Annotated in this window: 27 protein-coding genes and 2 pseudogenes; 17 read left to right on the forward strand and 12 right to left on the reverse strand. The window is 65.5% G+C overall.

What is annotated here, in order from left to right; genetic code table 11:
* Window positions 1–11: 11 nt before the first annotated feature.
* From AB5Y68_RS20230 to exeN, 6 genes and pseudogenes are all read left to right on the forward strand, one after another.
* Window positions 12–86 (forward strand): annotated as a pseudogene (locus tag AB5Y68_RS20230) (type II secretion system protein GspJ); the annotation flags it as partial.
* Between the two features lie 25 nt (window positions 87–111).
* Window positions 112–186: pseudogene (locus AB5Y68_RS20235) on the forward strand (type II secretion system protein GspJ); the annotation flags it as partial.
* Complete coding sequence (exeK, locus tag AB5Y68_RS20240) at window positions 176–1,195, forward strand: GspK family T2SS minor pseudopilin variant ExeK (protein WP_039040584.1); 1,020 nt, start codon at window positions 176–178, stop codon at window positions 1,193–1,195. The pseudogene AB5Y68_RS20235 and the gene exeK, both read left to right, overlap by 11 nt.
* Window positions 1,196–1,307: 112 nt before the next feature.
* Complete coding sequence (gene exeL / locus AB5Y68_RS20245; RefSeq protein ID WP_080770049.1) at window positions 1,308–2,492, forward strand: GspL family type II secretion system protein ExeL; 1,185 nt, start codon at window positions 1,308–1,310, stop codon at window positions 2,490–2,492.
* The gene (exeM, locus tag AB5Y68_RS20250; protein ID WP_039040582.1) at window positions 2,489–2,980 is read left to right on the forward strand and encodes a GspM family type II secretion system protein ExeM; all 492 of its coding nucleotides are present in this window, start codon (window positions 2,489–2,491) and stop codon (window positions 2,978–2,980) included. The genes exeL and exeM overlap by 4 nt, the downstream gene beginning before the upstream one ends.
* Window positions 2,977–3,735, forward strand: coding sequence for a GspN family type II secretion system protein ExeN (gene exeN, locus AB5Y68_RS20255; RefSeq protein WP_039040581.1), 759 nt, complete (start codon window positions 2,977–2,979; stop codon window positions 3,733–3,735). The genes exeM and exeN overlap by 4 nt, the downstream gene beginning before the upstream one ends.
* 48 nt (window positions 3,736–3,783) lie before the next feature.
* Here exeN and AB5Y68_RS20260 read toward each other — a convergent pair whose 3' ends face one another.
* Complete coding sequence (locus AB5Y68_RS20260; protein ID WP_039040580.1) at window positions 3,784–4,599, reverse strand: helix-turn-helix transcriptional regulator; 816 nt, start codon at window positions 4,597–4,599, stop codon at window positions 3,784–3,786.
* Window positions 4,600–4,743: 144 nt separating this feature from the next.
* Between AB5Y68_RS20260 and tyrS the strand changes: the two genes are divergently transcribed.
* Window positions 4,744–6,009, forward strand: a complete 1,266-nt coding sequence (gene tyrS, locus AB5Y68_RS20265; RefSeq protein ID WP_039040615.1) for a tyrosine--tRNA ligase — start codon at window positions 4,744–4,746, stop codon at window positions 6,007–6,009.
* On the opposite strand, the gene AB5Y68_RS20270 is transcribed toward tyrS, so the two are convergent.
* The gene (locus tag AB5Y68_RS20270) at window positions 6,004–6,909 is read right to left on the reverse strand and encodes a LysR family transcriptional regulator (protein ID WP_039040579.1); all 906 of its coding nucleotides are present in this window, start codon (window positions 6,907–6,909) and stop codon (window positions 6,004–6,006) included. The genes tyrS and AB5Y68_RS20270 overlap by 6 nt on opposite strands.
* A 116-nt stretch (window positions 6,910–7,025) precedes the next feature.
* Here AB5Y68_RS20270 and AB5Y68_RS20275 point away from each other — a divergent pair, with 116 nt between their 5' ends.
* Window positions 7,026–8,132 (forward strand): NADH:flavin oxidoreductase, encoded by a 1,107-nt coding sequence (locus AB5Y68_RS20275; protein ID WP_039040578.1) that lies wholly within the window; start codon window positions 7,026–7,028, stop codon window positions 8,130–8,132.
* 79 nt (window positions 8,133–8,211) lie between these two features.
* Here the strand turns inward: AB5Y68_RS20275 and yrfG are convergent, their stop codons facing one another.
* A complete protein-coding gene (gene yrfG, locus AB5Y68_RS20280) occupies window positions 8,212–8,880 on the reverse strand; it encodes a GMP/IMP nucleotidase (RefSeq protein WP_029314817.1) in 669 nt (222 codons plus the stop codon).
* Between the two features lie 147 nt (window positions 8,881–9,027).
* On the opposite strand from yrfG, the gene nudE reads away from it, so the two are divergent.
* The 3 genes from nudE to AB5Y68_RS20295 all read left to right on the forward strand — a co-directional run bounded on the left by nudE (window position 9,028) and on the right by AB5Y68_RS20295 (window position 12,173).
* Window positions 9,028–9,636 (forward strand): ADP compounds hydrolase NudE, encoded by a 609-nt coding sequence (nudE, locus tag AB5Y68_RS20285; RefSeq protein ID WP_039040577.1) that lies wholly within the window; start codon window positions 9,028–9,030, stop codon window positions 9,634–9,636.
* A 44-nt stretch (window positions 9,637–9,680) separates the two neighbouring features.
* Complete coding sequence (gene cysQ / locus AB5Y68_RS20290; protein WP_010675709.1) at window positions 9,681–10,493, forward strand: 3'(2'),5'-bisphosphate nucleotidase CysQ; 813 nt, start codon at window positions 9,681–9,683, stop codon at window positions 10,491–10,493.
* A gap of 411 nt (window positions 10,494–10,904) precedes the next feature.
* On the forward strand, window positions 10,905–12,173 hold the full coding sequence (locus AB5Y68_RS20295) for an aromatic amino acid transport family protein (RefSeq protein ID WP_029314815.1): 1,269 nt from the start codon (window positions 10,905–10,907) through the stop codon (window positions 12,171–12,173).
* 83 nt (window positions 12,174–12,256) lie between these two features.
* On the opposite strand, the gene AB5Y68_RS20300 is transcribed toward AB5Y68_RS20295, so the two are convergent.
* From AB5Y68_RS20300 to metJ, 3 genes are all read right to left on the reverse strand, one after another.
* Window positions 12,257–12,595: a tRNA-binding protein gene (locus AB5Y68_RS20300; RefSeq protein ID WP_010675707.1), complete on the reverse strand. Its 339-nt coding sequence runs from the start codon at window positions 12,593–12,595 to the stop codon at window positions 12,257–12,259.
* Window positions 12,596–12,679: 84 nt separating this feature from the next.
* The gene (locus AB5Y68_RS20305; protein ID WP_039040614.1) at window positions 12,680–13,438 is read right to left on the reverse strand and encodes an AraC family transcriptional regulator; all 759 of its coding nucleotides are present in this window, start codon (window positions 13,436–13,438) and stop codon (window positions 12,680–12,682) included.
* A 35-nt stretch (window positions 13,439–13,473) separates the two neighbouring features.
* Window positions 13,474–13,797, reverse strand: a complete 324-nt coding sequence (gene metJ, locus AB5Y68_RS20310; protein WP_005327165.1) for a met regulon transcriptional regulator MetJ — start codon at window positions 13,795–13,797, stop codon at window positions 13,474–13,476.
* 223 nt (window positions 13,798–14,020) lie between these two features.
* Here metJ and metB point away from each other — a divergent pair, with 223 nt between their 5' ends.
* Window positions 14,021–15,199: a cystathionine gamma-synthase gene (metB, locus tag AB5Y68_RS20315; RefSeq protein ID WP_039040576.1), complete on the forward strand. Its 1,179-nt coding sequence runs from the start codon at window positions 14,021–14,023 to the stop codon at window positions 15,197–15,199.
* The gene (locus tag AB5Y68_RS20320; protein ID WP_039040575.1) at window positions 15,199–17,652 is read left to right on the forward strand and encodes a bifunctional aspartate kinase/homoserine dehydrogenase II; all 2,454 of its coding nucleotides are present in this window, start codon (window positions 15,199–15,201) and stop codon (window positions 17,650–17,652) included. Before metB ends, AB5Y68_RS20320 begins: the two co-directional genes overlap by 1 nt.
* Before the next feature lie 67 nt (window positions 17,653–17,719).
* On the opposite strand, the gene AB5Y68_RS20325 is transcribed toward AB5Y68_RS20320, so the two are convergent.
* Window positions 17,720–18,409, reverse strand: coding sequence for an LrgB family protein (locus tag AB5Y68_RS20325; protein ID WP_010675703.1), 690 nt, complete (start codon window positions 18,407–18,409; stop codon window positions 17,720–17,722).
* Window positions 18,402–18,803, reverse strand: coding sequence for a CidA/LrgA family protein (locus AB5Y68_RS20330; protein WP_039040574.1), 402 nt, complete (start codon window positions 18,801–18,803; stop codon window positions 18,402–18,404). The genes AB5Y68_RS20325 and AB5Y68_RS20330 overlap by 8 nt, the downstream gene beginning before the upstream one ends.
* A gap of 128 nt (window positions 18,804–18,931) precedes the next feature.
* Between AB5Y68_RS20330 and AB5Y68_RS20335 the strand changes: the two genes are divergently transcribed.
* Window positions 18,932–19,807: a LysR family transcriptional regulator gene (locus AB5Y68_RS20335; RefSeq protein WP_039040573.1), complete on the forward strand. Its 876-nt coding sequence runs from the start codon at window positions 18,932–18,934 to the stop codon at window positions 19,805–19,807.
* A gap of 15 nt (window positions 19,808–19,822) precedes the next feature.
* Here AB5Y68_RS20335 and AB5Y68_RS20340 read toward each other — a convergent pair whose 3' ends face one another.
* The 3 genes from AB5Y68_RS20340 to AB5Y68_RS20350 all read right to left on the reverse strand — a co-directional run bounded on the left by AB5Y68_RS20340 (window position 19,823) and on the right by AB5Y68_RS20350 (window position 23,051).
* The gene (locus AB5Y68_RS20340; RefSeq protein WP_010675700.1) at window positions 19,823–20,599 is read right to left on the reverse strand and encodes an ABC transporter substrate-binding protein; all 777 of its coding nucleotides are present in this window, start codon (window positions 20,597–20,599) and stop codon (window positions 19,823–19,825) included.
* Between the two features lie 37 nt (window positions 20,600–20,636).
* On the reverse strand, window positions 20,637–21,521 hold the full coding sequence (locus AB5Y68_RS20345; RefSeq protein WP_039040613.1) for a hypothetical protein: 885 nt from the start codon (window positions 21,519–21,521) through the stop codon (window positions 20,637–20,639).
* Between the two features lie 102 nt (window positions 21,522–21,623).
* The gene (locus tag AB5Y68_RS20350) at window positions 21,624–23,051 is read right to left on the reverse strand and encodes a PLP-dependent aminotransferase family protein (RefSeq protein ID WP_039040572.1); all 1,428 of its coding nucleotides are present in this window, start codon (window positions 23,049–23,051) and stop codon (window positions 21,624–21,626) included.
* A 252-nt stretch (window positions 23,052–23,303) separates the two neighbouring features.
* Between AB5Y68_RS20350 and AB5Y68_RS20355 the strand changes: the two genes are divergently transcribed.
* The 3 genes from AB5Y68_RS20355 to AB5Y68_RS20365 are packed head-to-tail and all read left to right on the forward strand — an operon-like array spanning window position 23,304 to window position 24,984.
* Window positions 23,304–23,771: an OsmC family protein gene (locus AB5Y68_RS20355; RefSeq protein WP_039040571.1), complete on the forward strand. Its 468-nt coding sequence runs from the start codon at window positions 23,304–23,306 to the stop codon at window positions 23,769–23,771.
* A gap of 18 nt (window positions 23,772–23,789) precedes the next feature.
* Complete coding sequence (locus AB5Y68_RS20360) at window positions 23,790–24,227, forward strand: rhodanese-like domain-containing protein (RefSeq protein ID WP_039040570.1); 438 nt, start codon at window positions 23,790–23,792, stop codon at window positions 24,225–24,227.
* Entirely contained in the window at window positions 24,217–24,984 is a 768-nt protein-coding gene (locus AB5Y68_RS20365) for a GNAT family N-acetyltransferase (RefSeq protein WP_234704033.1), read from the forward strand. Before AB5Y68_RS20360 ends, AB5Y68_RS20365 begins: the two co-directional genes overlap by 11 nt.
* A gap of 125 nt (window positions 24,985–25,109) precedes the next feature.
* Here the strand turns inward: AB5Y68_RS20365 and ybaK are convergent, their stop codons facing one another.
* Window positions 25,110–25,580, reverse strand: a complete 471-nt coding sequence (gene ybaK / locus AB5Y68_RS20370) for a Cys-tRNA(Pro) deacylase (protein WP_010675694.1) — start codon at window positions 25,578–25,580, stop codon at window positions 25,110–25,112.
* Window positions 25,581–25,708: the final 128 nt, after the last annotated feature.

Below are 25,708 nucleotides of genomic sequence, written 5' to 3' on the forward strand. Positions count from 1 at the left end.
TGTCCGTCACGGAGGATGACGGCACTATTCGACGTCGCCAGTTCCTGATCGGTGCTGGTGGCCAGAGGGCTGAGAATGGTAACTGATCGTCGTTTTCCCCTGTCCGTCACGGAGGATGACGGCACTATTCGACGTCGCCAGTTCCTGAACGGCGCTGGTGGCCAGAGGGCGGACAATGGCAATTAAGCGCTCCCGCCCTCCTTCGGCCCCCGGCAGACAGCGGGGCATGGCCCTGCTGGTGGTGCTGCTCATCCTCGCGGTGATGGTGATCGTCGCCAGCAACATGAGCGGCCGCCTGCAACTTGAGCTGCGCCGCACCGCCAACCTCACCCTGGGCAAGCAGGCCTGGTGGTATGCCATGTCGGCGGAGGCCCTGGTGATCAAGGTGCTGAACCAGGACTTCAAGGATGACCCGGATCGGGTGAGTCTGGGACAGAACTGGGCGCGGGAGGACGGGGTCTTCCCGGTGGAGGATGGCACTCTCTCGGGCCGGGTGCGGGATCTGCAATCCTGCTTCAACCTCAACAGCCTGAGCGTGCCCCTCAAGGAGGGGGAGAACGGCGACGATCTCGACGCCCAGCCTTACCAGTTCAAGGTGTTCCGGGCCCTGCTCGCCCAGCTCGAGGTGGATGATTACGAAGCGGTGCAGCTGACGGACGCCATCCGCGACTGGACCGACAAGGATACCCAGCTGGTCTCGAGCAACGGGGCCGAGGATGCCTACTACGAGGGACTCAATCCCCCCTACCTGGTGGCTAACCAGCGGATGCTGGGCACCGACGAATTGCGGGCAGTGCGCGGGGTGAGCGCCAGCCTGTACGCCCGGTTGGCCCCCTATGTGTGCTCCCTGCCCAATGACAAGCTGGTGGTGAACATCAACACCATCCGGCCGGAGCAGGCGGCCCTGCTGGTGGGGCTCTACCAGGGGAAGATCGGGCTGGACGATGCCAAGCGGGTGCTGACCAGCCGCCCCAAGAAGGGGTGGAAGAACAAGCAGGAGATGACGGAGCAGTTGCAGGTTCAGCCGGGTGCCATCACCGGGCTGGATGGCGCCCTGGACATCAAGAGCAGCTTCTTCGAGGCCCGCCTGCTGGCGGAGGTGGGGGAGACCCGCGCCAGGCTTGAGACCGTCTTCCAGCGTGGCAAGGACAACAAGCTGGTGATGCTGCGTCGCCTGAGCGGCGGCGCCGAATAACAAGGGGGCGTGGGGCGGTTTCGCTACCCTGCGCATCCCCCGATTGGACTGCAACCCATGGCTGTGCGCCCGCCCCCCTGAGGGAGGATCGGGCATGGCAGGAGAGACATTAGTGAGCGAGAGTCTGGTCATCCGTCTGGGGACCAATGCGCAGCAGCCAGTGCACTGGCTGGTCTGGTCGGCGCAGGAGCAGGAGATCATCGCCTCCGGCATCCTGGCCTCGGCGCACGCCCTCGGCGAGCTGCAGGAGCGTGCCGGTGGTCGCCCCGTGGTGACCCTGGTGCCCGGCAGCGATCTTATCTTCCGGCGGGTCAATCTGCCGGGCAAATACAGCCGCCAGAGTGCGGCGGCCCTGCCCTATCTGCTGGAGGAGCAGATCGCCTCAGACGTGGACGATCTGCACCTGGTGGTGCTAGGCCATCAGGGCCGCGAGGTGGATCTGATGGCGGTGGACAAGGGGAAGATGCACTCCTGGCTCGGCTGGCTGGAGCAGGCAGGGCTCAAGACCCTGCACCTGCTGCCCGACGTGCTGGCGCTGCCGCTCGCCGCCGATGGCTGGTCAGCCCTGCAGCTGGGGGAGGAGTGGCTGGTCCGCCAGGGCCCCCGTCAGGGCATAGTGGCGGAGGAATCTCTGTTGGCCATGCTGCTGGCAGCGCAGACCGAACCCGTCACCCTTCACTGCCATACTCCCATCCCCGCCATGGCGGCGGGCAACTGGCAGGGGGCTGACCCGGAACTGCCCATGCTGTTGCTGGCGAGAGGGGCGCTGACCTGCCAGGCCAACCTGTTGCAGGGGCCCTATCGTCCCCAGACCGAATACGCCCGCTACTGGTTGCAGTGGCGCAAGGTGGCGGTGCTGGCAGGCGTATTGTTGCTGGTGGCCCTGGTGCAGCGCGGTGTGCATCTGCACCAGCTGGCGGAACAGGACAAGGCCCTCAAGGCTGAGATCCGGCAGGTCTACACCCGGATCTTCCCGGGGGAGACGCGCATCGTCAACGTGCGCAGCCAGATGACCCAGCACCTCCAGCAGTTGGGGCAGGCTCCGCAGGATGGCGTCCTGTTGCTCCTGACCGAGCTGGCCCCGGTGTTTGCCGAGGTGCCCGGCCTCAAGCCCGAAGTGCTGCGCTTCGATGCAGCCCGGGGCGAGCTGAGGTTGCAGGTGACGGCCCCCGGCTTCACCGAGATCGAACGTTTCCGCGAGCTGGCGGGCAAGCGCTTCGAGGTGCAGCAGGGTGAGGTGCGAAGCACCGAAGGCAAGGTCGAAGGGGCGCTGGTGCTCAAGGGGAGGTCGTCATGATGGACAAACTGCAGAGCTGGTGGCGCGGCATCAGTGCCCGCGAGCAGCGGCTGGTGGCGGTGGGGGGCAGCGTGCTGCTCATCGGGCTCTTCTACTGGGCGATCTGGCAGCCGGTGGCAAATCGCATTGCCGAGCGCGAGCGGCAGGTGGTGAACCAGCAGCAGACCCTGGCCTGGCTCAAGGAGAAGGGACAGGAGGTGCTGGCGATGCAGGGGGGACAGGGGCGCCAGATCGATACCGGCGGTACCCTGGACGGCGTGGTGAACCGCACCGCCTTCAACCAGAAGATCAAGATTGCCCGCTTGCAGCCCCAGGGTCAGGAGCTGCAGGTATGGATAGACACGGTGCCGTTCGATGATCTGCTGATCTGGCTTGCGACCCTCTCGGATCAATACGGCGTCCAGGTGCAGATCATCGAGCTGGCCCGCGAGGGGCTGTCCCCCGGGCTGGTCAAGGTCAGACGTTTGCAGTTGAGTCGTTCCCAATGAAGCGAAAAATAGTGATCGCCAGTCTCTTCCTGCTGGCCTATCTCGGTTTCCTGTTGGCCCAGTTGCCAGCATCCCTGGTGGTGCGCCATCTGCCGCTGCCCCCCAATCTGGTACGGTTGGAGGGGGTGAGCGGCACCCTCTGGAGCGGTCAGGCCGCCCGGGTGCAATATGCCAGCGAGTCCCTCACCCAGTTGCGCTGGGATCTCGATGGCTGGTCCCTGCTGCGGCTGGCGCCCGAGGTGTCGGTGCGCTTTGGCGAGCGCAGCGGACTCAACGGGCAGGGGATCCTGGGTTGGAACGGTGCCGCTTTCGGGCGCGACATCACCCTGAATGCGCCGGCCCCCTGGGTGCTGGAGCGGGTGCCGATGAGACCCCCCTTCCCGTTGACGGCGACGGGTCAGTTGCAGCTCAAGATCGATCAGTTTGCCCAGGGCACTCCCTGGTGCGACAACCTTTACGGGGATCTTCACTGGTATGACGCACAGGCGGACACCCCGGCGGGCAAGCTGGCCCTGGGGGATCCCGAGATCACGCTCACCTGTCTCGACTCCCGGCTGGTGGCCGAGATCAAGCAGGGCTCGGAGGCGGTGCAGGTGCTGGGCAAGCTGGAGTTGCAGGCCAATCGCCAGTACCTGTTCCAGGGCACCCTGAAACCGGGTCCCGAGCTGCCGGACCAGATGAAGCAGGGGCTCCCCTTCCTCGGCCAGCCCGATGGGCAGGGGCGCTTCCCGCTGCGTTATCAGGGCCGCATCTGACGACGTTGCCCATGGTTTGAACCACCCCGCCCCGGCGGGGTGGTGTCGTTATGGGGGCGCGCCGGCTGGCGCCGTGATGAGGTGATTGAGGAAGAAGCTGAATAGCTCGGCCCGGGAGTGCAGGTTCAACTTGGCGTAGAGATGCTTGCGGTGATTCTTCACCGTGCCGCTGCCGATGCCGAGTGCACCGGCAATGGCCTCGGTATCCAGCCCCTGCAACAGCAAACCCGCCACCTGGCGCTCCCGCCGGGTTAGCTGATCTCCCCCCACACTGGCGATAGCCTGCTCCACCGCCCCCTTGAGGTCAGTGCCATCTGACCTGGCCGGGCTGCGGGCCAGGCGGGGTGTCTCTTCCCGCCAGTGCTGGCGACACAGGGAGTGGACCAGCGGGAACAGTGCCTCCAGCCTGGCCAGCTCGTCACGGCTGAGGGAGCTGCGCTTGTCGAGGCGGCCCAGAAACAGCATCAGGGTGAGGCCGCCGCGCACCGGCAGGATCAGCCCCACCTCTTCCTGCCAGCCGGTGGCCTGATAGAAGTGGTGGCGATACTCGGGGTCGAGCCGCCCCCGCGACACCTGCGCCAGGGTCCAGACCCCGGCACCCAGCCCCTGCTCCAGCGCCTGCATGAAGGGATCCTGACTGAAGTGGCGGGTGAGGTAGCGGTCGAACAATAGGGCCCGCTGATGATGCAGGTTGTCGTAGAGGTAGACGGGGCGCAGCCCCACCCCGAGCAGCAGGGCACAGTCGAACGCCACCTGTTGCTGGATGAGGCGCACCAGGGCTGCCGGGAAGCCGCTGCCGTGCAGGGCATCGACCACCTCAGTCATGCTGCGGGTCAGGGTATCTGCGGTGAGGGGTTGGGTCATGGCGATGGCTTCCGGGTGGCGGGCAGGCTTCCCACAATGGATGAATGCTAGCACGAGAGTGGCAAAACTGTCCCCTGGGGGACATATCTGCCAGCACCGCAAGCGGCGAGGATGGCCCTCTTTCTCTTGCTGTTGGAGCCCTCCATGACAAATCCTCACTTGCTCGATGAGCTGACCCAGCGCGGCCTGGTGGCCCAGAATTCCGACCCGGTGGCGCTGGCCGACCATCTTGCCACCCCGCGCACCGTCTACTGCGGCTTCGATCCTACCGCTGGCAGCCTGCACATCGGCCATCTGGTGCCACTGTTGATGCTGCGCCGCTTCCAGTTGGCGGGCCACACCCCGGTGGCGCTGGTGGGCGGTGCCACCGGCCTTATCGGCGATCCCAGCTTCAAGGCGACCGAGCGCACCCTCAACAGCGCCGAGACGGTGCAGGGCTGGGTCGCCAGCCTGTCGGCCCAGATAAAAGCGCTGCTGCCGGCGAGCGACGGGCTGGCGGCGCCGCTGCTGGTCAACAACGCCGACTGGATGGGGCAGATGTCCGCCCTCGATTTTCTGCGGGACATCGGCAAGCACTTCTCGGTCAACGCCATGCTGGCCCGCGAATCGGTGCGCCAGCGCCTGGCCCGTCCGGATCAGGGCATCTCGTTCACCGAGTTCTCCTACACCCTGCTGCAATCCCAGGACTTCGCCGTGCTCAACCAACGCCTCGGCTGCACCCTGCAGATCGGCGGCAACGACCAGTGGGGCAACATCACCAGCGGCATGGATCTCACACGGCGGCTGCATCAGGCTCAGGTCTATGGCATGACGCTGCCGCTCATCACCAAGGCCGATGGCACCAAGTTCGGCAAGACCGAGGGGGGCGCTATCTGGCTCGACCCGGCGCTCACCTCCCCTTACGCCTTCTACCAGTTCTGGCTCGGTACCGCAGACGAGGATGTCTACCGCTTCCTGCGCTACTACAGCTTTATGCCGCTGGCCGAGATTGAGGCGCTGGAAGCGGAGGATGCGAAGCGGCAGGGGCGCAAGCTGGCCCAGCAGGTGCTGGCGGACGAGCTGACCGAACTGGTACACGGCAAGGGGGCGCTGGCGGCGGTGCAGCGCATCAGCGAATCGTTGTTCAGTGGCGAGGTAGCCCGCCTTGGGGAGAGCGATCTGGCCCAGCTGGCGCAAGATGGCATGCCAAGCAGCTGCATCGAGGGGGAAACGGATCTGGTGACCCTGCTGGTGGAGTGCAGCCTGGCCAACTCGAAGCGGATCGCCCGCGAGCTGCTGGCGGCGGGGGCCGTCAGCGTCAACGGTGCGATCCGCCGGGATGAGCCGCTCACCGCTGACGATCGGCTGTTCGGCCGCTACCTGCTGCTGCGCCGGGGCAAGAAGCAGTACCACCTGGTGATCTGCTCATGAAGGGGTGAGCGCCTCGATGACGTAGTCGAGGAAGTGGCCGACCAGGGCCGACTCGGCCCGGCGCTGGGTATAGAGGGCGTAGAAATGGGCCCCCTTGGGGCGATAGTCCGGCAGCACTTCGCGCACCACCCCCTCGGCCAGCTCGGCCGCCACCAGGTAGCGCGGCAGGCGGGCTATCCCCAGTCCCTGGCGCATCCCCTGGTGAATCGCCTTCTTGCTGCTGAAGGCCAGCTCGCCCGCTACCTCGAGAGGGATCTCGCGCCCCTGGGCAAGCAGGGGCCAGCGCTCGTGGCGGCCGTACTCCTGGCTGCGGGTGATGAGGCTGTGCTGGTGCAGATCCTGCGGTGTGCTGAGGGGCGGGTGGCGGTCCAGGTAGTCGGCGCTGGCGCAGAGCACCAGATCGTCCACCGCGATGGGGCGCGCCAGGTAGGGCTGGGTGCCGAGCTCAGTGCTGCGAAACGCCACGTGCAGGTTGTCGCGCAGCAGGTCGGCCGGGGTATTGCTGAAGTCGGCGATGATCCGCACCTCCGGGTGGTCGGCGCGAAAGCGCAGCAGCACCGGAGTCAGCACCACTTCTCCCCAAAGATCCGGCGCCGTGATGCGCAGCTCCCCGCACAGTGCCGAGCGGCGGCGCTGCAGGCCGTCCAGCAACTGCTCGTGCAGGGCGATCATCTGGTCGGCCTGGCGGTAAGCGAGCTCTCCTGCGTCGGTCAGTTGTACCCGGCGGGTGGTGCGACTCAGGAGCACGCTGCCGAGGCTCTGCTCCAGGTGGCGCAGATCTTTTGACGCCTTGCTCGGGGTGATGCCGAGCTGGGCCGCCGCCGCGGCGAAGGATCCACAGCGGACGATGGCGACCAGCAGGCGCATCAGGTAGAGAGTGTCGAGCTTGTGGTGACGCATGAGGGGTGGCCTATTGTGTCTTGCTGGGAATGAATGTCTTGCTTGTGCGCCTGATTATATCCTGGTGGCCCGGGTTTATAGTGGCCGCCATGCCATTGCGATCCCGGGAGAGGACGATGAACAAGACACTGGGCGACAGCTTCCACTTCGAGCGAGCCGGATTGCGGCTCAAGAACCGGGCCGTGCTGGCCCCTTTGACCCACAACATGAGCGGCGCAGGCGGTGATCCCGGCCAGGCCGAGCTCGACTGGCTGGCGCGCTGCGCCCGTGGCGGCTTCGGCCTGCTCATTGCCGCCGCCACCCAGGTGCGGCCCGGCGGACGCTGCTGGGCGGGGCAGCCTGCCCTGATGACGGACGCCCAGCAGCAGGCCTTCACGGCCCTGGCCGACAGTGCGCGGCAGGCCGGGGCGCTGGCGGTGGTGCAACTGCATCACGGCGGGATGCGGGCTCTGCCAGAGCTGAACGACGGGGCGCCAGTCGGCCCGTGCGCGCTGGCGCCGGGCGGGCGTTACCCCCTCGGGGTCAAGGGGCTGAGCGAGGCGGAGATTCTGACGATCATTGACGCCTTTGTGATCGCTGCCGAGCGGGCCCATGGTGCCGGCCTGCACGGGGTCGAGCTGCACGCAGCCCACCACTTCCTGCTCTGCAACTTCCTCAACCCCCTGCACAACCGGCGCACCGACCGCTGGGGGGGCAGCCTCGCGAACCGGGCGCGGATCCTGGTGGAGATAGTGCGCGGCATTCGCGCCCGTCTACCCCGGGGCTTCCTGGTCGGGGTGCGTCTTTCCCCCGAGAGCTATGCCCATATCCAGGGCATCGAACTGGCCCATCAGCTGGCGGTGGCGCGCCTGCTGGTGGACGAGGGGATCGACTACCTGCACTTCTCCATGGGGGACAGCTTCAAGGCGGTGGCAGGGGATCCCGACGGCGGCGCCCTGCTGGAGGCGGTAAGGGTCGGGTTGGCCGGGCGGGTGCCGCTCATGGTGGCGGGCAAGATTCGCGACGCAGATTCGGCGGAGCGGGCTCTGGCCGGCGGCGCCGATCTGGTGGCGGTGGGCACGGCGGCCCTTGGCAATCCGGACTGGATGGAACGGGTGAGCCGCGGCCTGCCTCTGCATGCAGCCCCTTTCACGGCGGCGCACCTCACGGAGGTCGGCTTCACCCCAAGCGCCCTCGACTACCTGGCCAGCATGGGGGTGCTGGCCCCGCGCGATGCGGCCTGAGGGCTTTCATGAACGGGATGCGCTCGGCAGGCTGTTGAGCTGATGTGACAAGGCCCTCGTGAAGAGGGCCTTGTGCGTGTCAGGCGCCGAGAGGGAGCAGGTCGGCGTAGTCCTCGAGCGCCGGGAAGTGCTGGAAGGTGAGCGGCGGCATCTGGCTGTCGGGGTGACGGATGCCGAGCTGGTGAGCGATGCCGAACTCGGCCGAGGCGGCCAGGATCCGCTCGCTGTCATCCACGAAGAGGGTGCGGGCCGGGTCGAAGGCCAGCCGCTCGGCCAGTGCCTGCCAGCAGTGCTGGCTCTCCTTCGACCACCCGAGCTCATGGGTGCTCACCATCAGATCGAGGTGCTGGGCGAGGCCGAGGCGTGCATCCTTCACCGACAGGCTGGCGGGATGGGCATTGGTGAAGAGCACCACCTGCTTGCCGGCGGCCTTGAGTGCGGCAAGGAAGGGAATGACGTTGGGGCGCCACTGGATCTTCTCCAGGATCTCCTGTTTGAGGGCGCGGATGTCGAGCCCGAGCGTCCGGGTCCAGTAATCCACGCAGTACCAGTCGAGCGTGCCGTTGACCGCATGATAGTGGGTGTCTATCTGCGCCTTCGCCTCGGCCAGCGGCAGGCCGAGTCGCTCGGCGTAGCGCGCCGGCACCAGGGTTTGCCACAGATGGCTGTCAAAATGGAGATCGATCAGGGTGCCATCCATGTCGAGCAACACGGTATCAATCTGGTGCCAGGGCAGGGGAGTCGACATGGGGCCTCGCGATGTCTGTGGTGATGGGAAAAACGGGGCGCATTATAACGGATTTTTCAGACATCTTTCCCCTCTTTGCCCCGTGGTGTTCGGCAGGGGAGTCGTTTACTCTTGAAACACGATTTTTTAACGAGCAGTCAGCCTCCGATGAGCGATCCCCACAAGCGCAATCCCGTCCACCTCAGTGTCGAGACCATGGCCCATGACAAGAGCAAGCCGGAGATCCTCAAGGCCGAGATCGTGGCCGAGAGCCGGCTGTTCAAGGTGGAGTCCCTTCACCTGAAATTCTCCAACGGCGAGGAGCGGGTCTACGAGCGGATGCGCGGCGGCAATCGGGGTGCCGTCATGGTGGTGCCCCTGTTCGATGCCCACACCCTGCTGCTGGTGCGCGAGTACGCGGCGGGCACCCACTCCTACGAGCTGGGTTTCCCCAAGGGATTGATAGACCCCGGTGAAAATGCCTTCGAGGCGGGCAACCGGGAGCTGATGGAGGAGGCGGGCTTCGGGGCGAGCAGCCTGACCCTGCTCAAGCAGGTGTCGCTGGCGCCGGGGTATTTCTCCAGCCGGATGGACATCTTGCTGGCGCGGGATCTCTACCCCGAGCAGCGGGTCGGTGACGAGCCCGAGCCTCTTGAGGTGATCCCCTGGCCCCTCAACCGGATCGACGAGTTGCTGGCACGACCGGACTTCACCGAGTCGCGCAGCATCAGTGCCCTGCTGCTGGCCAGCAAATGGCTGGCGGAGCAGGGAAATTAGCCCGCAGAGGGTCTGTTTGGCAATCAGAGGCAGAGGTAAGCACCATGCAGGAGTTGTTGGCCTGGATACCCGAGGTCAAGGAGATCGCCCGTGAGGCGGGCAGGATCCTTCACGAGATCTATCGCGGCGGTCAGTTCGAACGCCAGTTGAAGGAGGATGCGACCCCGGTCACCAGTGCCGATCTTGCTGCCGATGCCTACCTCAAACAGGCGCTGGCAGCGCTCACTCCCCATGTCCCCGTGCTGACCGAAGAGGCGGCCGACATCCCCTTCAGCCAGCGTGCGAACTGGCGCCAGTACTGGCTGGTGGACCCGCTGGACGGCACTGGTGAGTTCATCGCAGGCAGCGGCGACTTCGCTACCCTGATCGCCCTGGTGCGGGACAATGTCCCGGTGCTCGGGGTCATCTATGCCCCCGAATCCGATCTGCTCTACTGGGCGGTGCGTGGTCACGGCGCCTTCAAGGAGGCGAACGGCGAGAGCCGTCCCATCAGCGCCATCCATCATGAACACGATCAGCCAGACTCCCTGGTGGTGGCCATCAGCCGCCGCCAGAAACTGGAGAACCTGACCCGTCGCCTCAACCCGGCCATCCACTACGAGCTGATCCCGCTCGGCTCCAGCTCCCTCAAGTCCTGCCTGGTGGCGGAAGGCGTGGCGGATTGCTACGTGCGCCTGGGCCCCACCGGGGAGTGGGATACCGCTGCCGCCCAGTGCATCGTGGAGGCGGCAGGGGGGCGCATCCTCAGCCTGGCGCTGCAACCGCTGAGCTACAACGAGACCGAGTCGCTGGAGAACCCGGACTTCATCGTGATGGGGGACCCGGATCTCGCCTGGGGTCGCATTCTGGCCCACTGACGGGTCGACCAGCTCGCAGGGAATGCAATCAGGCGACCACAGGGTCGCCTGATTGCATTGGTGTGATCCACTGGCTGGTTACGGGGATTTTAGGGAGATTCGCTAGTGATGGCGATAACGGCAGTGGATCATCACATCCAATCTGGCTGCACTGGCATAAATTTCATTTAATTCTGAAAACATGCATTTCATCGAAACAAAAAATCGACGTCGGTTTTAATTTTGGTTTTATATTCCTAACTTTTGGTTAATGTCAGGATTAATCGAATAATCCGGGGTGAAATTTCCTCCCAATCTCACTGGTGGAACAGGGCTTTGCCAGTGAGATCTGCCAGTCTCCCTTTTTGAGAATTAAATGCTAAAGGAGCACAATCTTTTTAGATTTTAATACTACGTAAAAGTGATTTATCGATGAGTTTATCTGCAGACGTCTCACGGGAGCTGTCCGGTTCCCCCTCCACCATGGCCAGCACCGGCTGGCGTCGCCACGACACCCATTGGGTCATCAGCCTGTTCGGCACCGCCGTCGGCGCCGGCATTCTGTTCCTGCCCATCAACCTGGGTCTGGGGGGGATCTGGCCCCTCATCATCGTCGCCGTGCTGGCCGGTCCCATGACCTTCCTCGCCCACCGCGGGCTGGCGCGTTTCGTGCTCTCGTCGTCGCGCCCCCAGGCCGACTTCACCGAGGTGGCCGAGGAGCACTTCGGCAAGATGGCCGGGCGCCTCATCTCGGCGCTCTATTTCCTCTCCATCTTCCCGATCCTGCTCATCTACGGCGTCGGGCTGACCAACACAGTGGAGAGCTTCATGGTCAACCAGCTCGGCCTGGCCTCCCCGGATCGGGTGATGCTCTCCGGCGTGCTGGTGTTCGCCATGATCGCCGTGATGCTGGCCGGCGAGAAGGCGATGCTGCGGGCCTTCGCCGTCATGGTCTACCCGCTTGCGGCGATCCTGCTGGCCCTCTCCTGCTACCTCATTCCCCAGTGGCAGTGGCCGGAAGTGACCGCCTTTGAAGGCACGAGCTTCCTCAACACCGTCTGGCTGGCGCTGCCGGTCACCGTGTTCGCCTTCAGCCACGCCGCCGCCATCTCGGGCTTTGCCAACGTGCAGCGCCGGGAATACGGGGAGCAGGCCGAAACCAAGAGCGGCCTGATCCTGCGCAACACCACCGTCATGCTGGTGGGCTTCGTGCTCTTCTTCGTCTTCTCCTGCGTGCTGAGCCTCTCCCCGGCTCAGTTGGCCGAGGCCAAGGCCCAGAACGTCTCCGTGCTCTCCTATCTCGCCAACATCACCGACAACCCGGTGATCGTGACCCTGGGGCCGCTCATCGCCTTTATCGCCATCAGCTCCTCCTTCCTCGGCCACTTCCTCGGTGCCCGCGAGAGCCTGAAAAGCCTGATCGCCAAGCCCACCGGCCTGCCGCTGGCGAAGGCGGACAAGCTCGGCATCGCCCTGATGTTCTTCGCCATCTGGGGCGCCGCCATCATCAACCCGGGCATTCTGGGGTTGATGGAGACCCTCTCCGGTCCCGTCATCGCCATGATCCTCTTCATCATGCCGGTGGTGGCCATCTACAAGGTGGAGGCGCTGGCCCGCTTCCGTCACCGTTGGGTCAACGGCTTCATCCTGCTGACCGGTGCCCTGGCGGTCTCGGCCCTGCTGTTCAGCCTGCTGAAATAAGCCAGGCCGTCAGCATCAAACAAGAGAGGCGACCCCGGGGGTCGCCTCTCTTGTTTCTGCTCTCTGGTTGCCTTGCCGTCGTCTCACCCCAGCTTGGCGCCGTTCTCCACCGCCTGCTCGGGGATGGCGATCACCACGGCGCCATCCGGGCGATAGAAGCCGGTCAGCAGAAACTCCGACTGGATGGGGCCTATCTGCTTGGGGGGAAAGTTCACCACGGCGACGATCTGGCGGCCCACCAGATCCTCCGGTCGATAGAGGTCGGTGATCTGGGCGCTGCTCTTGCGCACCCCGAGCTCGGGGCCGAAATCCGCCCACACCTTGTAGGCGGGGCGGCGCGCCTCGGGGAAGGGCTCGACCCGCACCAGGGTGCCCACCCTGAGCTCCACCATCTCGAAATCCTGCCAGCTTATGGTCTGCATCTTGGCTCCTCGTTGCCCATACCGTGCATGAGCCTCAGCATGCCTCGAATGCCCGGGGATTGTCTTCGGCAAAGAGCCGACCGATTACGGCAGGCGGCCGTTTTGCCGGCGCCAGAGGGAAGGGGTCAGTCCGGTCTCGGCCAGGAAGCGCTCGGCAAAGGCCCCCTGGTTCTGGTAGCCGCAGCGGCTGGCCACTTCGCCGACGGGCAGCCGGGTGCGGGCGAGCAGGGTGCGGGCCAGCGCCATGCGCCGCATCCTGAGGTAGTGGGAGACGCTCGTGCCCACCTGCTGGCGAAAGGCGTGTTTGAACTGGCTCAGGCCGAGGCAGGCGATGGCGGCGAGTCCCTCGTTGGTGAGGGGGTCTGCGAGGTGGGCTTCCATATGACGCTGCACCTTGGCGATACGAGGGGCTATGCGGGGTGCGACGGCAGGGCCCATGCCGCGTCCCTCGGTCAGCAGCCCGAGCCACACCTGATCCATGCCGGCCACGTGGCGCCCCTCGGCCACCATGCGGTGCAGGAAGGCGAGGTAGTGGCGCTGGGCCTCATCCAGCTCGACGAAGGGGTGGTCCCCCAGGGCGGCTGGCAGCCAGTGGCTCTCCTGCACCAGAAACACGTGCGCCGGATCGGCGGCGTAGTCGTGGCGAAGGCCAGGGGCGATGATGCAGGCAAAACCGGGGGCGAGGCGACATCCCCGGCCCTGCACCTCGATCTCGAGGGGGCCGACGAGGGGGATCACCAGCTGGGCGTGGTCATGACTGTGGCTCTGCATGTCGCTCTGGTAGTGACGCAGGCTGAAGGGGGAGACGGCAGATAAGCATGACGCGGCACCGGGCCGCGTCATTGAAAGGGATGCATCGTTTGCCATGGGCAGCCGCATTACTCGGCGTCGAAGTCTTCGATCTCTTTGCCAAGGGCTTCCATGATGGCGCGGGCCTCGGCAGGGACGCTGTCCGGGTGATCCTTGCGCAGGTCGTCGTCACAGGGCAGCGGCTGGCCGGTGAAGGCGTGCAGGAAGGCTTCGCAGAGCAGCTCGCTGTTGGTCGCATGACGCAGGTTGTTCACCTGGCGACGGGTGCGCTCATCGGTCAACACCTTCAGCACCTTGAGCGGGATCGAGACGGTTATCTTCTTGACCTGTTCGCTCTTCTTGCCGTGCTCTGCATAGGGGCTGACGTAGTCGCCGTTCCACTCTGTACCCATGTTCCACCTGTAGTCGTTTGGCCGTGAGCGCGGATTTTAACCCTTAAGGAATTCAATGGCAATCCAACAGCAAAGCCATTTAGACGTCTAGAAGTGTTGACGGCTTTTTTAAGGTGGCGTAGTGTGGTGCACCATGGGCCGGCAGTCCGGCCAGCGAAAATGAGAGCGGGGCTGGACGACCCACGAGGCGGACCGGCTCCGGCAACCCATCAAGGAGAGTGACATGACCCACAAGGCCACCCTGGCGGTACGCACCGGGATTGAGACAGACACGCAGCACGGTGCCGTGGTGCCCCCCATCTACCTCTCCAGCAACTACACCTTTGCCGACTTTGGCGAGCCCCGTCAATACGACTATGCCCGCTCCGGCAACCCGACCCGCACCAATCTGGCAGACGCCCTGGCGGTCCTGGAAGGGGGGGCCGGCGCCGTGGTGACCGGCACCGGCATGGGGGCCGTTCACCTGGTGACCACGGCTCTGCTCAAGGCGGGGGATCTGCTGATCGCTCCCCACGACTGCTACGGCGGTACCTGGCGTCTGTTCGAGTATCTGGCGGCCAAGGGCCACTACCAGGTGCAGTTCGTGGATCAGGGAGACGAGGTGGCGCTGGCCGCCGCGCTGGCCCAGAAACCCGCACTGGTGTGGGTGGAGACCCCCTCCAACCCGCTGCTGCGGGTGGTGGACATCGCCGCCATCGCCGAGGCCTCCCACGGGGTGGGGGCCCAGGTGGTGGTGGACAACACCTTCCTCTCCCCCTTGCTGCAACAGCCCCTGTCCCTTGGTGCCGACGTGGTGGTCCACTCCACCACCAAGTACATCAACGGCCACTCCGACGTGGTAGGGGGTGTGGCGATCGCCAAGGATCAGGCTCTGGCCGACTCCCTGGTGTGGTGGGCCAACTGCCTGGGGCTCACCTCCGGTGCCTTTGACTCCTACCTCACCCTGCGGGGTCTGCGCACCCTGGCTCCGCGCCTGCGCACCCATCAGGAGAACACGGATCGCATCCTCGCCTTCTTGCAGCAGCAGCCGCTGGTCAAGCGGATCTATCACCCCAGCCTGCCGAGCCATCCAGGCCACGACATTGCGCGCCGTCAACAGTCCGGCTTTGGCGCCATGCTAAGTTTTGAGCTCGATTGCAACGAGACGGGGCTGCGCGCCTTCCTCGCGGGGCTGCGCCTCTTCTCGGTGGCGGAGTCCCTCGGCGGGGTGGAGAGTCTGGTGGCCCATCCGGCCAGCATGACCCACAGGGCCATGACCCCTGCGGCCCAGCAGGCGGCGGGCATCAGTGCCCAGTTGCTGCGTCTGTCGGTGGGGATCGAACACGGTGAGGATCTGGTGGCCGATCTGGCCCAGGGGTTTGAACAGGCGCAGTTGGCACAACAGGCAGAGCAGGTGAAGTAATGGAACAACAACAAGGAGAGTGTGTGGTGGCAACAGAGGCAGTCTTCAAGCGGCGCCATGTACACAAGTTCGGCGGCAGCAGCCTGGCGGATCCGGTCTGTTATCGCCGGGTCGCCAGCATCGTCGAGCAACAGGTGGGGGGCAACGAGCTGGTGGTGGTCTCCGCCGCAGGCAAGACCACCAACCGGCTGATCCAGCTGGTGGAGCTGGCGGAAGCGGGGGATGAGGCCGCAGGCGAAGCCATCACCGCCCTGCACGCCTATCAGCAGAGCCTGATCGACGGCCTGCTGGAAGGGGAGCTTCACCTCGATCTGAGCCAGCAACTGACGGACGACATGCAGTTGATCGCCAAGACCCTGGAGGGGCAGTTTGACCGCTTCGAGCGCAACGGCCTGCTCGCCTTTGGCGAGGTGTGGTCCGCCCGCCTGCTGGCTGCCCTGCTCACCAGCCGGGGTGAGGCGGCCGCCTGGCTCGATGCTCGCAGTTTCCTGCGCGCAGAAGACGGCGCCCTCATCAAGGTGGACACCGCCCTCTCCAGCGAGCTGCTCAAGGCTCGGCTGGCCGAGCACGCCGGTCGCATCGTGGTGACCGGCTTCATTGCCGCCGACATGGAGGGGCGTTCCCTGCTGCTGGGGCGCAACGGCTCCGACTACAGTGCCAGCCTCCTGGCGGCGCTGGCGGACGGCGAGTCCACCACCATCTGGAGCGACGTGGCCGGGGTCTACAGTGCCGACCCGCGCCGGGTGAAAGAGGCTCGTCTGCTGGAGCGCCTGAGCCTGGCCGAGGCCAACGAGCTGGCGCGCCTGGGCTCCTCGGTGCTGCATTCGCGTACTCTGCAGCCGGTGGCCGACAGCCGTCAGCGCCTCACCCTGCGCTGCAGCTACAATCCGGACGAAGGCTGCACCCACATCCTGCGCCGTGCACCCCGCTCCGGCGGTGCCCGCATCGTCTCCTCGGTGGATCAGATAGCCCTCATCGAGCTCAAGGTGCTGCCGCAGACTGACTTTGAGCAGACAGTAGCGGCCATCGAGGCCCATCTGGCCCGCCATCGCCTCCATCCGCTCACCCTGCAGCGCCAGCCGGATCGGCGGGTGCTGCGTCTGGCCTACACCCTGGAAGTGGCACAAGGGGCCTTCGAGGTGCTCCGTGACTTCCAGTTGCAGGGCAACTTTACCGGCCTCATCCAGAAGGAGGGGTTCAGCCTGGTCGCCCTGGTGGGGGCCGGCGTCACCGACAATGCCGAGCAGTGCCACCGTTTCTACCAGCTGTTGGCGGATCAGCCTCTGGAGTTCGTGCAGGTGGCCAAAGACGGCCTGAGCCTGGTGGCCGTGCTGCGCCAGATCGTGCTGGAGCCGCTGCTCATCGCTCTGCACAGTGCCCTGTTCAGCCGCCCGACCCGGGTCGGGCTGGTGGTGTTCGGCAAGGGCAATATCGGCGGTCACTGGCTGGGGCTCTATGCCCGCGAGAAGGCGCGCCTCGAGCATGAGCTTAATCTGGCGCTCACCCTCTACGGGGTCTTCGACTCCAAGGGCGGGCTGCTGGACGAAGAGGGGCTGGATCCCCTCAAGGTACAGGACAACTTCCATCCCAAGCCGCTCATCTGGCCGGAGCTGCTCTCCCAGCTGGAGCAGCACAGCTTTGACTCCCTGATCGCGCTCGACATGACCGCCAGCGAGACGGTGAGCCGCTACTACCCGGACTTTGCCCAGCTCGGCATCCACATCATCGCCGCCAACAAGTTTGCCGGTGCCGCCGACAGCGAGTTTTACCAGCGCATCAAGCAGACCTGTCGCGACCACCAGGTGCAGTGGCGCTACAACGCCACCGTGGGGGCCGGGCTGCCCATCCAGTCCAGCATCCAGATGCTGCGCCAGAGCGGTGACCGCATCCAGGGGGTCTCCGGCATCTTCTCCGGCACCCTCTCCTGGCTGTTCCAGCAGTATGACGGCACTCGCCCCTTCTCCGAACTGGTGGACGAGGCGTGGCAACACGGCCTGACCGAGCCGGATCCCCGGGAGGATCTCTCCGGTCAGGATGTGCGCCGCAAGCTGCTCATCCTGGCGCGGGAGGCGGGCTTCGAACTCGACTCCGCCGACATCGAGCTGGAGAACCTGGTGCCGGTGGTCCTGCGCAAGGTGAGTGCGGATCAGTTCATGGACAGGCTCAAGGAGCTGGATGACCCTATCCAGACCGCCTTCGAGGGGGCGCGCCGGGTCGGCAAGGTGCTGCGTTATGTCGCCCGCTTCGAGCACGACGGCAAGGCCCGCGTCGGGCTGGAGGCGCTGGAGCCCCATCACCCGTTTGCCAACCTCTTGCCCTGCGACAACGTGTTCGCCATCGAGAGCGACAGCTATCGCACCAACCCCCTGGTGATCCAGGGGCCGGGAGCGGGCCGGGAAGTGACGGCCGCCGCCATCCAGTACGATCTCTGGCAGATCTGCGCCAGCCTCTGAGGCTGCGTGACACGATGCAATGAGAAGAGGCGCCCCAGGGCGCCTCTTCTGTTATCGGGTAGCGGAGTTACCAGAACAGCCGGCCCAGGAGGGGGGCGAGCAGCACGGTGGCCATGCCGGCGATCATCATCACCATGCTGGAGACCACCCCCTCCTCGTTGCCCATCTGATAGGCCCTGGCTGTCCCGGCCCCGTGGGCCGAGGCACCAAAGCCCGCGCCCTTGCCAAGGCGGCTGCGGATGGCGAGCACGGTGAGCACGCTTTCTCCCACCGCCATGCCGATGACGCCTGTCAGCACCACGAACAGGGCGGTGAGATCGGCGTTGCCACCCACGGAACGGGTCGCCTCCACCGCGAAGGGGGTGGTGATGGATCTCATGGCCATGCTGCGCTGCAACAGCTCGGAGAGGTTGAGCCAGCGGGCCAGCAGCACTGTGCTGCCCACCGCCATCACCACGGACGCCACGACCCCGACCGAGAGGGAAAGCCAGTGGCGGCGCATCAGCTGGCGATTCTCGTAGACGGGCACCGCGAAGGCGACGGTGGCAGGGCCCAGCAGCCAGAGCAGCCAGTGGGATTCGGCCATGTAGTCCCGGTAGGGAATGTGGAACAACATCACCACGGCCACCAGCAGGGTGGGGGCCAGCAGCAGCGGCATCAGGGGCAGGATGCGCTTTTTGCCATAGAGCCACTTGCTGGCGTAGTAGAAGAGCAGGGTCAGGGCGAAGCAGAGCAGGCCGAGCAGGGTGTCAGACATGGCGGCGACTCCGGCGGGCCAGCTTCAGCTCGAGGCGATAGACCCTGTCCACCACCAGGGCCGTGGTGCCGAGCACCAGCACGGTGCTGACGATGAGGACCACCATGATGCGCCACCCCTCCTGCAGCAGCAGCTCCTGATAGTTGACCACGGCCACCACGGCCGGGACGAAGAAGAGCAGCATCTCCGCCAGCAGCCAGCGGGCCCCGGCACTGAACCACTGGGCCTTGACCACCCCGAGCAGGATGCAGACCAGCAGCAGCAACATGCCGGTGAGATTGGCGGGCAGGGGCAGGTGCAAGGTGCGCACTGCGATGTCGGCCAGCAACCAGATGGCCGCCAGCAGGGCGATTTGGAAGGGGGTTTGCAACCAGCGAAGGCAGAGGGTTTTCATGGCAAGCGTCTTTCTGTGAACCTGCTCACAGTATAGAGAGGGACAAAACCTGCAAAAAATGAATTTAAATTATCAAAATCATGCCAAAGAGGCATGATTTAGCCAGCCATCCCCGTCAAGAGAGCACCATGGATATTCGAGCCCTGCGTTACTTCGTCGAGCTGGTGCGGGAGCAGAGCTTCACCCGCGCCTCCGAGAAGCTGTTCGTCACCCAGCCCACCATCAGCAAAATGATCCGCAACATGGAAGAGGAGCTGGGCCAGCCCCTGCTGAGCCGGGTCGGTCGCCGCTTCACCCTGACCGACAGCGGCCAGGTGCTGTTCAATCGGGCCCAGACCATCCTGGCGGAGATGCAGCAGCTGGAGGCGGAGCTGGCGGATCTGCAGAGCCTGCAATCCGGGCGTCTTGCCCTCGGCATCCCGCCCATGGTGGGCCATGTCTATGCGGATCTCATTCGTACCTATCGCAGCCGCTACCCCGGCGTGGAGCTCTCCATCGTCGAATATGGCGGGCGGCGCATCGAGCAGGCGGTGCTGGCGGGGGAGCTGGATCTCGCCATCACCATGCTGCCGACCAGGGAAGAGGGGGCTCTCTGCGCCCTGGATCTGGACAGTTACCCCATCCGGGTGGTGCTACCGGACCTGCCCCGCTGGCGCGAGGGGGGCGAGATCCGGCTGGAGGCTCTGCGGGACGAACCCTTCCTGCTCTATACCCAGGCCTTCACCCTGAGCGAGCGGCTGGAGCAGGCCTGCGAGCAAGCCGGGTTCGTGCCTCAGGTGGCGGCCCGCAGCAGCCAGTGGGACTTTCTCACCGCCATGGTACGAAGCGGTATGGGGGTCGCCTTCCTGCCGGAGCCCATCTGCCGGCGGCTGACGCCGGATGGGCTGGTGTTGCGCCCTCTGGCCCCGGCGCTGAGCTGGCGACTCGGGGTGATCTGGCCAGGGGATCGCTACCTCTCCCGCACCGCCGAGGCCTGGCTTGCCCTGTGCCGCGAGCAGGGCTGAGGGGCGGGCCTGGGGTTAGGGGGTCCCCGGTGACGCCATGCCTGTGACGAAGCGGGCATAGGCTGCGGAGTGTCGCACCTCCTCAATCTCGTCCCACACCTGTTGGCTGAGATCGGGGTGGGCCTGATGGAAGGGGTGGGAGAAGATGAGGTAGTAGGGTTTTTCGACCAGGGGAGGGGTGATCCGCTCGAGTGTGGCCTGCAGCTGCGGGTGGGCGGCCAGGGTCCGTTCTGCGACCCCGGTTTGCAGGGCGGCGGCAACGGCGCGCTGCATCGCGACCTTCTTGAGCAGGATCAGTGGCTCCCTGCTGGAGTCATCCACCCTGACACCGCTCTCCTGCAGCTGGGCGACGATGGAGAAACCGGACTGCGCCGCAATGACGCCATGGGCGACGAGCTGCCGGCCATCCCAGCGAACCTGTCCGCCTTTTGGCTGGTAGAGGCTGTAGCTCTCGGTGAGCAGGCGCTTGGCGGGATCAGGTGCCCCCTGTCGCATGGGATAGACCCCTATGGTGCGAGCACGCTCTTCGCTGTAGCTCAGCTTGACTGCGGCATCGAGCTGGCCCTGGCTGACGAGGGAGAGGCAGCGTTTCCAGGGAAGGGGGGTGAGAATGATGGGATGCCCGATCCGGTTTGCCACCTCCTTGAGGTGGAACTGCACTATCCCCTCGCCGGACATCAGCAACCAGGGAGGCGAATCGCTGTTCTCCATGCAGGCACGAATGCTGCCGGGGGCGGCCATGACGCAGGTCGGCAGCAACCAGAGCAGCAGCGCCAGGCAGAGAGTGTGCAAGGGGAGCCTGCCTGACAGGGGAGAACCGGCGAGCCAGTCAGGGAGCGATGCCAAAGTCATCCCTCATCGGGTCATAGAGATAGGAGCGGTAGTCGGTGCTCTCGTCGGGCAACTGCGGGTTGGTCAGCCGGAAGATCTGGCGTGAATCGAGCCGGGCAAAGACCAGGGAAGGCTGGAAATGATGGCGCCAGAGGCGCTGCAGGGAGCCATCTTTCCAGGCCAGTTGCAGGCCGCGCAAAAGGCGCTCGCGCTCCTTGCTGTAGGTGGCGTGGCTATAGAGGGAGTGGATGAGCGGATAGAAGAGGGCGACATGGCTATCCACGGTCAGCCCCGGCAGGCCGGGTCTGTGGATTTTCCACTCGCTCAATATCTCGTTGGCACCACGGCAGAAGAGATCGATCCGGCCACGGGCCACCAGGCGAAACAGTGACTCATAGTTATCCACCTCCTGCACCCTGAAGCCGTTGTAGCGAAGGATGTCGGCATCCCGCCAGCCGGTGCCCACCCCTTGTGTGAACTGCTGCAACTGGGACAGGGTGTGAACCCCGGCCAGGGCCTGGGCACGGGCGCTGCCGACAAAACAGACCCGGTAGCCGAGCACGCCCAGATCGATGGGGAAGGGGACCAGGGTGACGCCGGGTTGAGGGATCTCCTGGGGCCAGCTGTCGACGATGAAGAGGGCATTCTTGCCCGGCGTTTGCACTTCGAGCCGCATCCTCGCCTTGTTCATCCTGATGGCGTCGAGCAGTTCATAGTCGCCGTACTCAGGACGTGTTTTCTCCAGCGCCAGCCGCATCGCCGCCCGGTAATAATTCATGCGGACATCCTGTTGGGTTTCCCCGGTGATCAGGGTGAAGCGGGTGGCCGCCATCGTGAGGGACGGGAGGGAGAGGGCGAGCAAAAGGAGCAGGATTCGATGCATCTTGACCGGGTTCGGCAACGGGATTGTGCCCAGTATAGACGGGCCATTCCCGTCGACACAGCGCTATCAGGCTCTGGCAGATCTGACCTCTTGAGAAGGGGGTCATGCGGATTTCATCAAGAGACCCAGGCGACGACAGAGTTGGCGCAGCGTCTGGTTGTCGAGGCAGCCGAAGCCGAGCAGCCACCCCTCCAGTGTCGGCGGGCCCAGGTAGAACTGGCCCAGATGGCGCAGCCCCAACCCGCAGGTATTGGCGGCATTGGTCCAGCGCGCCTCGCCACCGGGGGGCAGCAGCACGGCGCACTGCAGGCCGGCGCCGCTGTGGATGGGGGTGAGCCCCGGGCAGTGCTCGGCCAGTTCCGCCAGCAGCAGATCCCGTCTGCTCTGGTAGAGGAGGCGGCTCTGGCGCAGGTGGGTGGCGAAGTGCCCGCCCCGGATGAAGTCTGCCGTGACCGCTTGCTGCAACTGGTTGCTGTGGCCGTCGACGGCGGCCCGGGCGCGGCAGAAGGAGTCCATCAGCGGCCTGGGCAGCACCAGGTAGGCGAGGCGCAGCGAGCCGAACAGCACCTTGCTGAAGGTGCCCACATAGATCACCCGCCCCTGGCCGTCGAGCCCCTGCAGGGCGGGCAGGGGACGCTGATCATACTGGTACTCCCCATCGTAATCGTCTTCCAGGATCCAGGCGCCGTGACGCTCTGCCTCGGCCAGCAGCGCCATGCGGCGGGGCAGGCTCATGGGGACGCCAAGGGGATACTGGTGTGCCGGGGTGCAGTAGATGAGGCGCGGTGCAGGATGATCCCCATGAGGGTTGAGCCCCTCTTCATCCACCGGCACCGGATGCACCCGGGCACCGGCGCTCTCCATGGCGGTGCGAGCCCCGGGATAACCGGGGTCTTCCACCCAGACGGTGTCACCGGCATCGATGAGCAACTGGGTCGCCAGCAGGATCCCCTGCTGGGAGCTGGTGAGGATCAGGATCTGATCCGGCTCGCACACCACGCCGCGGGACTGCACCAGATAGCTGCTGATGGCGGCGCGAAGTTCCCCAAGCCCCTGGGGATCCCCGTAGTTCATCCAGTCGCTGGCGCGCTGGCGCCACTGTTGCTGCATCAGCCGACCCCAGAGTGCCTGGGGGAAGAGACGGGGATCCGGCTGGCTGGAAGCAAAGGTGGTGCCCACCTCGGGCACGTCGTGACAGGCGCCACCCAGGGCCATCTCCTGGCCGCGGCGGGAGAGGCCAGCCGCTGACTGGGGCGGGCGCGGCGCGGGGCGCACCGCCGCCAGGGCGACAAAGCTGCCGGCGCCCACCTTGCGCACCAGATACCCCTCCGCCTCGAGCCGGCCATAGGCCAGTTCCACCGTGCTGCGGGAGATCCCGAGATCCCGGGCCAGGAGACGGCTGGCGGGCAGGCGGCTGTGCAGGGGCAGGTGGCCCGCCAGGATGGCCTCGCGCAGGGTACGCACCAGTTGTTCGTGCAGGGGCAGATCCCCTTGCTGCTGGCTGGCGAAGAGCGTTGGCAGAACGGTCATGATGCGCTCCCGTTGGCGCGGGGGTTGCGCCCCTTTCGAGGCAGGGATCCTGCCCGCAGGGCATGGCGCGGCTGTGGGGCTGGCGACCGACGGGCAGAGCGGGTGGGGTGGATGGTCATGGTGGCGGCTCGATGAAATTGGTCTGCCCATATTGGCAAAATTGGTCGGCGTGGCAAGGCCATTTTGTCGCTACATTGGTGGTCACAGGGTGGCGCCAGCAGGCGGCACGGATTGGCAACACAAGGAGTCTGCATGTCGGAATACAGTGCCACCATCAGTTGGCAGCGGGGGGAGCATGAGCCCTTCGTCGATCAGCGTTACAGCCGGGCCCATGAGTGGGCGTTTGATGGCGGGGTCAGGGTGCCGGCCTCCTCCTCTCCCCATGTGGTGCCGCTGCCTTACTCGGTGGCGGAACATGTGGACCCGGAAGAGGCGTTTGTGGCGGCCCTCTCCAGTTGCCACATGCTCACCTTCCTCTGGCTGGCGGCGAAGGCGGGCTATCGGGTAGAGAGCTACCGGGACGAAGCGGTCGGCATCATGGCGAAAAACGGACAAGGTCGCCTCGCCATGACCCGGGTCACCCTGCGTCCCAGGGTGATCTTCGGGGGAGAGCGGGAGCCCGCCTTGGCGGATCTGGAGCAGTTGCACCACCAGGCCCATGAGGAGTGCTTCATCGCCAACTCGGTCAACACCGTCGTCACCACAGAGATCGTCATCTAGTCATCAGGAGCGTTCAGGATGAGTCATGTATTGAGCACAGGGGTGGCAGGGGCCGCCGAAGCCAGCGCCTTTTTCGAGGCCCAGCTGAAGTTTCGTACCGATCCGGCGGATCTGGCCGCCGATCTGCTGGCCGGGGCGGCGGGGATCGTGGTCATCGATACCCGCTCCCCCGCACACTATGCCGAGGGGCACATTCCCGGCGCCATCTCCTTCCCCCACAGGACCATGACGGCGACGACCACGGCGGCACTGGACCGGAACCTGGTGTATGTCTGCTATTGCGACGGCATCGGCTGCAACGGTTCGACCCAGGGGGCCTACAAGCTGGCGTCCCTCGGGTTTGAGGTCAAGGAGTTGATAGGGGGTCTGCACTGGTGGCGTCAGGACGGTTTCGCCGTCGCCACGGGCAGCGAGCCCGGAGTGCTGCTGGAAGGGGGAATTGCCTGTGCCTGTTGAACGTTGCAATGAGGGGGGCGACGCCTCCCTGCCCGGTGCCGCCCTTTTCAACGACTTTGGGCAGCCTCTGGGGCGTGCGCTGCCAGAATGGCGCGGCGCCGAGTTCCCTCCCCACCGCGCACTGCATGGCTGGGGCTGTCGTCTCGAGCCCCTTGATCCCGAGCGCCACCTGGGGGATCTGTGGCAGGCATTCAGTGCCGACAGCGGGGCCATGTGGACTTACCTGACCAGCGGCCCTTTCGCGGACGAGGCCGCCATGGGGGTCTGGCTGCGGGAGGTCGCCACCAAGCGGGATCCCCAGTTCTACGGCATCATCGACGAGGGGAGCGGACGGGCGCTGGGGCTGGCGAGCTACCTGCGCATCGATCCCCTGGCGGGCAGCATCGAGGTGGGCTGGCTGCACTTCTCCCCCGCCATGCAGCAGTCACGGCTGGCGACGGCGGCCATGGTGTTGATGATGGCCAATGCCTTTGCCCTGGGATACCGGCGCTATGAATGGAAGTGCAATGCCCTGAACCTGCCTTCGCGCCAGGCGGCCCTGCGCCTGGGCTTTCACTATGAGGGGACCTTCCGTCAGGCGCGGGTGGACAAGGGACACAACCGGGATACGGCCTGGTTCTCCGTCATCGACAGCGAGTGGCCCGCCCTGAAAGGGTGCTTCGAGCGCTGGCTGGAGGACGGCAACTTCGACCATGCCGGGCGTCAGCGTCGCCGACTCTCCGAACTGACCGCCGCCTACCGCTCTGCGGCGTGTTGAGGGCGGCAGATCACCCGCCGGGACGGGGCGGTTTCCGGTCGGGTTCCTTGGGCGCTTCGCCCGCAAGGCGCCAGATCCGACATCCAGACGCAAGAGGCGCCAGTCATGGTGCCTCTTCTGTTTGTTTAGTCGTGGTGATCGCCGATGGGGGCCGCAATCCAGTTCATCAGCCGAACCATGTCCCCGGGGGCCACGCCGACCGAGAGCCCCCGCTTGCCACCGCTCACCAGGATCTCGTCGAAGGCCATGGCGGAGTCGTCCAGCACGGTGGGCAGCAGCTTCTTCTGGGCCAGGGGGCTGATGCCACCCACCTTGTAGCCGGTCAGCTTTTCGGCTTCCGCCGGCTTCATCATCTCCACCTTCTTGAGCCCGGTGGCCTTGGCGAGCTGCTTGAGGCTGCACATGCCCGAGGAGGGCACGATGGCCACCACCGCCTGCTTGTCGTGATGGGCGAGCAGGGTCTTGAACACCTGCGCCTCGGGCAGACCCAGTTGGGTGGCGGCATGCTTGCCGAAGTCGTCGTGGGCTTCACACTCGTAGGGGTAGAGCCTGTGGGGGATCTTGAGCTTTTTCAGCAAGTTGATGGCGGGTGTCATGGGGTCTCCTCGAACCGTGGCAAGGCCAGACAGTCTGCGCCCGGGAGCCGGATGTGGCAAGAACCAGTCTTCACACCCAATCGGGGCCTGTGTTAGCGTAACCGGGTGCCGGATCCTATGATTTGGGC

This window comes from Aeromonas sp. R6-1, from assembly GCF_040908165.1.
Lineage (GTDB): Bacteria > Pseudomonadota > Gammaproteobacteria > Enterobacterales > Aeromonadaceae > Aeromonas > Aeromonas caviae.